Below are 8222 nucleotides of genomic sequence, written 5' to 3'. Positions count from 1 at the left end.
GAAGGGGAGCTACAAAACTTGTTATTCCGTTCGGAGGATGCGAAAGAGGGATTGAGCGCCTTTTTAGAAAAACGCCAGCCAAATTGGAAGGGAATGTAAAGGGTAGGTTCGTGAATGAGGCCCCGGAAATGGATTGGTTAAGCCTATTTCTGCGGGCTTCCTGCTTCGGTTTCTGCATGGGTCCACTTGATGTCCAATTTTAAAATAATGGGATGGTGAGCCATGGAATTACGCGGACTAGGGATGCTTTATAATGCAGGGAATTTGTTTATTGATGACCATATCCGTAATGGATTAGGAGAAAAGACGGCGATTTATTATCGCGATCAGCAAATTTGTTATCGCGAGCTTCAGGAGAGAACGAATCAAACGGGGAATATGCTGCGGGCACTTGGATATAAATTGGAAGATCGTATCATTATGGTATGCCATGACGGCCCGGAATTTATTTACACATTTTTTGGTGCCATTAAAATCGGGGCTGTGCCAATTCCGGTTAACACGATGATGCAGCCGTCTGATTACGAATATTTTTTAAATAATAGCCGCGCCAAAGGGTTGATTATTCATGCCGATCTTTGGGAGACGCTTCAGCATTTAAAGGAGCGGTTTGTGTTTTTAGAGCATGTGATCGTAATTTATGAAAGCGCTGACATTAAAAGGGATGGCACCCTTGATTTTTATCGCTTGCTTGATCGCGCCAGCAAGGAGTTGGACGTTGCCCCGACAAATAAAGACGATGCAGCATTTTGGCTTTTTAGCTCCGGCAGCACGGGAGAGCCAAAAGGGGTGATCCATTTACAGCACGACATGGAATATGCATTGAATACCTATGCTAAGCAAGTGCTCAAAATCACCGAAGATGATCGTTGTCTCTCCGCATCGAAATTGTATTTTGCTTATGGACTGGGCGGAGGCCTGTATTTCCCGCTCGGTGTCGGTGCTTCTACGATTCTTGTGAAAGAACGCCCTTTGCCGGAAATGATATTTGAAGCTATTGAAACGTACAAGCCAACCATCTTTTTCGGTGTTCCGACACTATATGGAGCGATGATTGATTATGTGCAAAAAACGGGGAAACAGTTTGATCTTCGTTCCTTGCGTGTGTGTGTTTCTGCTGGGGAGGCCCTTCCGCCTGCGTTTTATCGAAAATGGAAGGAACTGTTCAATGTGGATATTTTAGATGGGATCGGATCTACAGAGGCGCTTCATATTTTTATCTCCAATCGGCTGGGCGATATTAAAGAAGGAAGTTCAGGAAAAGTGGTACCGGGTTACGACGTAAAGATTATTGATTCGCAAGGAATGGAATTGCCGCCTAACGAAATAGGCGATCTGGTGATTCATGGCGATTCCATTGCTCACGGCTATTGGAATCTTCATGAGCAAAATAAGAAAAAATTTGTTGGAGACTGGTTGTATATTGGCGATAAATACTATCGTGACGAGGATGGATACTATTGGTATTGCGGGCGTTCCGATGATATGCTCAAAGTGGGAGGAATATGGGTTTCTCCGATTGAAATTGAAAATTGCCTTTTACAGCATGATGATGTTTTGGAAGCTGCTGTCGTGAGCATTGAAAATAATCGGAATCTTACCATTCCGAAAGCGTTCGTTGTGCTGAAAGATGGAATAGAACCATCGAAAGAAAAGGAAGAAGAGCTAAAACAATTTGCGAAACAACATTTAGCCCACTATAAGCATCCGCGCGTGATTGAATTTATTGATCAGCTTCCGAAAACCGCTACTGGAAAAATTCAACGTTTTAAATTGCGAGAATTATTGAAGCATCAATAAGAGGAAGGAAACCATTGAAGGGGCGATGGGCATGAAAAGAAATGAATTTCAGCTCCGTGTCAATTTCGGCGATACCGATACAGCTGGAATTGTCTACTATCCTAACTATTTTAAGTGGTTTGATATCGCCGGACATCAATTTTTCCGAAGCATTGGACTGCCGCCTTTAAAACTAATGAAAGAACAGCAAATTATCCTTCCTCTTCTTCAGGCCGATTGTAGATTTGAGCATCCATTGTATTACGATGATGTTGTAACCATTAAGACGGAAGTCGAGGAAATTAAACGTAAAACGGTCAAATTAAAACATGAAGTGTTCCGGGGAGAGATGAGAACGGGTTACGGCTTTGAAGTGAGAGGCTGGGTAAAAGAAGACAGCGGCCGCATCTTTGCTGTCCCCATTCCTGATGATGTCCGGAAGCTGCTTGAAGAAGAGGGAATGGGACCGTGCGTTCAAGTAAATCCATGGCTTCATGCTTGAGGTGTGCTTGTATTTTTTTAAAAGCCAAGAGCGTTTATCGCCTCCTTGGCTCTTTTTCACTGTGGGTAAAAGAAAGCCATATATTGAAAAACGGAGGGAGTCCATTGATAAGAAAAGCGAAAAGAACCGAACTAATAGAAGTGGCTCAAGGCCGCCGCCCCGCTGATCTTGTCATTCAAGGCGGAATGGTTGCTAATGTTTATTCTGGAGAGTTTTTGCAGCAAAATGTTGCCATTTATCAAGATACGATTGCCTATGTTGGGGAGAAGGATGTGACAGTAAATGATGAAACCATTATCATGGATGCAAGCGGAATGTATGTCTCTCCCGGATTTATTGAACCACATGCTCATCCTTGGGTTTTTTATAATCCTGTTAGTATGACAAAAAAGGCATTGTCTTTAGGCACTACGACGACCGTGAACGATAACTTGTTTTTTTATTTGCACTTGGGAGCTGACGGATTTAAACAATTAGTCCGTGATCTGCAAACAATGCCAGGCAACTTCTTTTGGCTTGTTCGCCTTGTTTCACAAGCGGATTTCCCTGGGGAGCGCGATTGGTTTCAAACAAAAGAAATTCAAGCGTTGCTTTTTATGGATGAAGTCGCCGGGACGGCTGAAGTGACAAGGTGGCCATTATTGTACGAAGGCGATCCAGTTTTAATGGAGACAATCGAAATCGCGAAAAAAATAGGAAAAATAGTAGACGGACATACGGCCGGCTGTTCTTATGACAAGTTAAATAGTATTGCAGCAAGCGGCGTCGATGCTTGTCATGAAGCGATTACAGCGAAAGAAGCGCTTGATCGGCTACGGCTTGGGATGTGGACCACGCTTCGCAACAGTTCTCTCCGTCCGGATTTTCCGGAGATTATTCGTCTTATTACTGAGGGGCGGGTCAATACACAACGAATTACCATGACGACAGATGGGGCTCATCCTAGTTTTATTGAAAAAGAAGGTTTTGTGGACGGATTGATTCGAAAAGCGGTCGAACTTGGAGTGCCGCCGATGACGGCTCTGCAAATGGCAACGATTAATGCGGCGACATATTTGCGCCTTGATGATCAAATTGGAGGAATAGCGCCGGGCAAGCTTGCTGATATTGTACTTCTGCCTGACCTAACCACTTTTAAACCGACTTTTGTCATCTCGAAAGGAACACTTATTGCTCAAGACGGGCAGCTGCTCACGCCATTCCCAGAAATAAAATGGAATAAGTATGCGACAAAAAAGCCATTTTTGTTTCCAAAAGAGCAATTAGCGGATGAACGCTTGTACTGTTATCCGCATTTGTCGGCTCACCGCTCTGTCCCTGTTGTTTCGCTTAAAAGCAATGTCATTACAGAACGAAGAGACGTTGTTTTACCATCGGTGAATGGATATGCGGATCTTTCTAAAAGCGAAGGGCTGCTTTATGCCTCGCTTATTGCCCGCGATGGGCAGTGGGTAGCGAAGGCGATTTTAGATCGATTTGCAGTGAATCTTGATGGTATGGCGTCGACGTACAATACAACAACCGAACTGCTTGTGATCGGCAAATCCCCGAAGGCAATGGCTATTGCGGCGCAGCGAGTGCACGAAATGGGCGGGGGTGTGGTGGTAGTCGACCATAACGAAATTGTCGTCGAAATTCCGTTGCCGTTTACAGGGATGATGACGATCGATGATTCGTTTGAGGCAGCGGTTCGTTACCACGATCAACTGCTGCATGCTCTTCAGAAAAGAGGCTTTCCTTTCCACGATATTTTATATACGCTGCTGTTTTTAACATGTGATTTTCTGCCGGGGCTTCGTCTTATTCCGTATGGTCTATACGATGTAAAGCGCAATGACATTTTGCTCCCGGCACAGCTGTTATCCGACTGCCTCTTGCAGCATTAGCCTGCATTTTATGGTGACTCTTACATGTCGCTTGATTGTGGTCCTTTTCTCATCTGGCGGACTCGCATCAGAAAAAAGGGTGATTGATTATGAAAAAATGGTTAAGACAGAGTCGTCGATCTCTAGGTATACCCAAAACCTAGAGATCGGCGTTATTTTTTTGGCTGGATCGATATAGAACTTATCATTACATAACCAAAAAATCTTAACTTATGATGCCATTAATTTACGGCCGGAAGGTAAGTCGATGGCTTGTCCCTCACTATTGAAAAAAATCTTTCATTTTTTTTGTCTTTATCCGATTTGTTCGGTTTTTAAAGTCATAATTCTACAAACAAGGACTTTTTCCTAGATTTATTATAAAGAATTTGTTTATCAGGCGTAAACAAACTTTAATGTTCTTTTGTTTATAACATAAAAATGCTGAAAAGATTTGATTTTATATGAAAAAAATTAAAAATAAATATGCTTGATTCTAATAAAATAAACTAAGTACTAAGCATCTTAATTTATTGTACAAATTGTAAAAAAAACAACAAAAACAAAATAACATCAATTTAAAATTATATAAAACAAAAATAAAAACAAAAAAATTATTGAAAAACAAAAATATCTGAATTAAAATAATAATCAAACAAATAGAGGTGAGGGTGCTTGAACGATAAGTATGTGTTTGGGATTGATTTTGGTACCGAATCTGCTAGGGCGGTACTAGTCCATGTGCAGTCTGGAAAGCTGATAACGGCAGCTGTTGGCTGCTATCCTCATGGGATCATAACAGAGAAGCTGCCGGGATCAGAGCAAGAGCTGGAACGAAATTGGGTATTGCAGCATCCTGAGGATTATTTATACGCCCTAAAGGACACTGTTAAGCGATGTTTGGAACATTCCCGGATTGATGTAAAAAATATAATAGGTATTGGTATTGATTTTACTGCAAGTACAATTTTACCCATCAAAAAAAATGGACTCCCTCTTTGTTTAGATCCGAAATATAAAGAGAATCCACATTCTTGGGTGAAGCTATGGAAGCATCATGCCGCGCATAAAGAAGCAGCACTAATCAATCAGATATCTCATCAACGCCAAGAATATTTCTTGCGAAGGTACGGTGGAGAAATATCTGAAGAGTGGATGCTTCCAAAAATTCTGCAAATATTGCATGAGTCCCCAGAAGTATATGAAGCTGCCGATAAATTTATTGAGGCAGGAGATTGGATTGTAATGCAGCTGGTAGGATCAGAGAGACGAAGCTCATGTATGGCAGGATATAAAGGAATGTGGAGCAAACAAATTGGTTTTCCTTCTGAGGAATATTTCCAAGCAATCCACCCTCGTTTCAAACATTTTACTAAAGAAAAGCTGAATGAACGCATTTATCCAGTCGGTTCAAGAGCAGGTTTTTTAACGAAGGGGATGGCGAATGAATTAGGACTGACAGAAAGTGTTGCGGTTTCTGTCAGCATGATTGACGCCCATGCTGCTGTACTGGGTGCGGGGGTAACCCAACCAGGGAAAATGGTGTTAGCGATGGGAACATCCATCTGTCATATGTGTATAGATCGCAGAGAAATTTTTGTCCCTGGTATTAGCGGAGTAGTAGAAGATGGCATTCTGCCAGGGTATTTTGGTTATGAAGCTGGTCAGAGTGCAGGAGGAGATTCACTCTTGTGGTTTATAAAAAATGGTGTTCCTTCTCATTTAATGGATGAAGCTGTCAGATCAGGAGATTCTATTTATCAAATACTGGAAGATAAAGCATCGCGCTTACGACCTGGAGAACATGGTTTAATTGCGCTAGATTGGTGGAATGGTAATCGTTCTATTTTAAAAGATGCCAATCTTAGTGGACTTATTATTGGGCTCACTTTACAAACGAAACCAGAGCATCTATATAGAGCTTTAATGGAGTCTTTGGCTTTTGGAACGAAAAAAATTTTAAATGCCTTTTGTGAAAGCGGTATCAAAATAAATGAAATATATGCCTGTGGAGGACTAGCAGAGAAAAATAAATTATTAATGCAATTATTCGCAGATATAACAGGTAAAAAGATGTATGTGGTTACATTACCATATGCTAGCGCAATGGGAGCGGCAGTATTAGCGGCAACGGCAGCAGGAAAAGAAAATGGTGGATGGGACACGATTGAAGAAGCTATGTATCGTATGATTCATTATGAACCGATTGTTTATCAACCTAATGAACAAAACAAAGCAATCTATCATCAATTATTTACATGGTATGAATTTCTTTATGACTATTTTGGAAAAGAATCGATGCTAATGAAAGAGATTTTAGCCATTAAGAATCAAAAAAGATCTAGGGAGAAATAGTATGGTGTTAATTGGACCATCTCTTATGTGTGCGGATATGGGGAATTTACGGGATAATGTTAATCGTTTGGAACAAGCAGGAGTAGATTATTTTCATTTTGATATTATGGATGGGAAATTTGTACCTAATTTCACAATGGGACCTGATATGATAAGAACACTAAGAAATTCCACAAATCTTCCATTTGATATCCATCTAATGATTGAAAAACCAGAGGATTGCTTAGAACTATTTATTGAATCAGGAGCAGATATGATTTCCATACATGTAGAAGCCACTGTCCATTTGACAAAAACGTTGCAAAAAATACGGGATAGCGGCTTAATGGCTGGGGTAGCGTTAAATCCCTCAACTCCTATTGCTAATATTGAATATGTTTTAGATATGGTAGATTACATCACAGTAATGACTGTAAATCCAGGATTTTCTGGACAAAAATTTATACCTCTAATGAAGAAGAAAATCAAAAAGTTGAAACAACTCATCGCAGAGGAAAACTATCATGTGAATATCCAGGTAGATGGAAATATAGGCTATCATACGATGCAAGAAGTTTTAGAAAACGGAGCAGATATGTTGGTGCTAGGAACATCTTGTCTGTTTAATTCTACACAATCCTTAGAAGATGCAGTTTTACAAATCAAACGATTTATCCATCATTGTCAAACGCATATGAGATAAATCCAGAAGGTGAGGAGAAACATGAATGATATTACAGTGGTGGGGAGCATTAATATTGATATCGTAGCGCGTACTGCTCGCTATCCTGCTAAAGGAGAGACCATCTTTGCAGAAAAAGTGGAGTTATTGCCGGGAGGAAAAGGAGCTAACCAAGCAACGGTCTGTGCACGTTTGGGGAAAACGGTTCAACTGATTGGAATGATAGGACAAGATTGGTATGGAGATATAGTGTTAAAGGCATTGCAAAAAAACGATATTGATACAACCTATATTAAGCGAATCCGAGACGTTGCAACTGGATGTGCCATTATTACTGTTGATCGCACAGCAGAAAATACCATGTTCGTAGTAAAGGGAGCAAACGATCAATTAAGAGATACAGATGTTTGTGAAGCTTTTTCAAAAATTTTTGATAGTAAAATTTTATTGGTTCAAATGGAAATTCCAGCAGAAGCAGTCATTCAATCTATGATAGAGGCAAAAAGGAAAGGAATGTTTGTGATTCTTGATCCTGCACCAGCCGAAGGAATAACGGTACGCGCGTGGGAGCATGCAGATTTAATTATTCCGAATCGTCAGGAGACAAAAGCGTTAACTGGAATAGATGTTATGTCAGTGGATGCAGCATATGAGGCAGCAAAGCATTTTCAATTAATGGGAGTGAAGAATCTGATTATCAAAATGGCTAATAAAGGCTCCTTTGTGTGTGAAAATGGAAAATGTGAATATATTGAAGCCATTTCCGTGAAGTCGGTCGATACAGTTGGCGCCGGCGACTCATATGCTGGGGCGTTAGCATGCTCGATAGCTGACGGTCAAGAACTTATAAGGGCTGCGCAATTTGCTACCATTGTTAGCGCATTAAAAGTAACGAAGTGGGGGGCTCAAGCCGGCATTCCAACTATTGAAGAAGTAAATGAATTTTGCAGACAAAGAAATTTAACATATTATTAAAGATTTCATGAGCCATAACTTTTGGATGTATATAACGAAAGATTTTTCAAGGATTAGACGCTTGAATAAAGAAACGTTTCTTAAG

The 8222-nt window shown here is 40.7% G+C and carries 6 protein-coding genes and 1 pseudogene; all 7 read left to right on the top strand.

Annotated features, from left to right (window positions below; genetic code table 11):
• A pseudogene (locus GGQ95_RS18380) lies at nucleotides 1-99 on the top strand (enoyl-CoA hydratase/isomerase family protein); the annotation flags it as partial.
• A gap of 123 nt (nucleotides 100-222) precedes the next feature.
• On the top strand, nucleotides 223-1800 hold the full coding sequence (locus GGQ95_RS13915) for a benzoate-CoA ligase family protein (protein WP_183186974.1): 1578 nt from the start codon (nucleotides 223-225) through the stop codon (nucleotides 1798-1800).
• Nucleotides 1801-1831: 31 nt separating this feature from the next.
• Nucleotides 1832-2281: an acyl-CoA thioesterase gene (locus tag GGQ95_RS13910; RefSeq protein ID WP_066148495.1), complete on the top strand. Its 450-nt coding sequence runs from the start codon at nucleotides 1832-1834 to the stop codon at nucleotides 2279-2281.
• 104 nt (nucleotides 2282-2385) lie between these two features.
• Complete coding sequence (locus GGQ95_RS13905) at nucleotides 2386-4167, top strand: adenine deaminase C-terminal domain-containing protein (protein WP_183186973.1); 1782 nt, start codon at nucleotides 2386-2388, stop codon at nucleotides 4165-4167.
• Between the two features lie 654 nt (nucleotides 4168-4821).
• On the top strand, nucleotides 4822-6501 hold the full coding sequence (locus tag GGQ95_RS13900) for a ribulokinase (RefSeq protein WP_080862580.1): 1680 nt from the start codon (nucleotides 4822-4824) through the stop codon (nucleotides 6499-6501).
• 1 nt (nucleotide 6502) lies between these two features.
• On the top strand, nucleotides 6503-7183 hold the full coding sequence (gene rpe, locus GGQ95_RS13895; RefSeq protein ID WP_080862579.1) for a ribulose-phosphate 3-epimerase: 681 nt from the start codon (nucleotides 6503-6505) through the stop codon (nucleotides 7181-7183).
• Nucleotides 7184-7204: 21 nt separating this feature from the next.
• Nucleotides 7205-8137, top strand: a complete 933-nt coding sequence (gene rbsK / locus GGQ95_RS13890) for a ribokinase (protein ID WP_080862578.1) — start codon at nucleotides 7205-7207, stop codon at nucleotides 8135-8137.
• Nucleotides 8138-8222: the final 85 nt, after the last annotated feature.

The sequence above is a fragment of the Anoxybacteroides rupiense genome, assembly GCF_014196195.1.
GTDB classification, from domain to species: Bacteria; Bacillota; Bacilli; order Bacillales; family Anoxybacillaceae; genus Anoxybacteroides; species Anoxybacteroides rupiense.
This window is presented reverse-complemented; position numbering and strand designations above follow the sequence as displayed.

Bases quoted from the DNA above. Each gene is read 5' to 3' on its own strand.
- rpe (WP_080862579.1), top strand. From the start codon at position 6,503: ATGGTGTTAATTGGACCATCTCTTATGTGTGCGGATATGGGGAATTTA.
- GGQ95_RS13910 (WP_066148495.1), top strand. From the start codon at position 1,832: ATGAAAAGAAATGAATTTCAGCTCCGTGTCAATTTCGGCGATACCGAT.
- GGQ95_RS13915 (WP_183186974.1), top strand. From the start codon at position 223: ATGGAATTACGCGGACTAGGGATGCTTTATAATGCAGGGAATTTGTTT.
- rbsK (WP_080862578.1), top strand. From the start codon at position 7,205: ATGAATGATATTACAGTGGTGGGGAGCATTAATATTGATATCGTAGCG.